The organism is Neobacillus drentensis (assembly GCF_036966985.1).
GTDB classification, from domain to species: Bacteria; Bacillota; Bacilli; order Bacillales; family Cytobacillaceae; genus Neobacillus; species Neobacillus drentensis_E.
The window spans coordinates 4,631-5,336 of sequence record NZ_JBALSN010000334.1 but is presented as its reverse complement, the minus strand read 5'-3'; the positions used below and the strand labels follow the sequence as shown (position 1 = coordinate 5,336).

Sequence of the window (706 nt, the reverse complement as noted above, 5' to 3'; positions counted from 1 at the left end):
ATTGTTACTAATTTTCTGTTTCTTTAGATAAGGTACTGCACCCTTCACTAAAACAGTTAAAGACAATCTAAAGTTTATTACACTGGAATACGTTAAATTACTGTTTCGAAAAACACCCCTTGTATCATATAGTTATCTAATACGATACAAGGAGTGTTTTTTTCTTGTTTTAATTTTTCTAGGACTCTTCTTATCTATTTATATAGAAAATTTATTTTCTCAATCTTTTTAGATGTATACTTTTATTTTAATTCTATGCTAAAAATATAAAAGCCGGCAATGCTGCCGACTTTTAAAAGATAATTATGTTTATTACATTATTTTTCCAGCATTAATTTTAAAATTAGTTCATCTGTTTGCCGTGTTCCTTCATTTCCTAGCTTACAAAAGCTTTCAATACTCTTTTCAACATCATCATGGATAAAACCATCAGTCGATTGGATTTCTTGATTGTTTAGTGCAAGGAGTGCTGATTGAACAGCGACATTCGAACAAGTTGAGACTTTCATAGCACATCCTGCCTTGGCCCCGTCACAAATCATACCAGAAACATTGCCGATAGTGTTTTGTATCGCTGCCTTAATTTGCTGAAGACCCCCATCAAGTAAATAAACAATTGCACCACTTGCCCCCATTCCTGCAGCGGTTACACCGCATAAAGCAGAAAGGCGTCCAAATTTAGATTTAATATGAATGGTTATGAGAT

At 33.3% G+C, this 706-nt stretch carries 1 pseudogene (only partly in view); it reads right to left on the bottom strand.

Annotation, left to right across the window (positions count from 1 at the left end):
- Nucleotides 1-317 precede the first annotated feature (317 nt).
- Nucleotides 318-706 (bottom strand): annotated as a pseudogene (locus V7659_RS20885) (L-cysteine desulfidase family protein) (it continues 871 nt past the right edge of the window).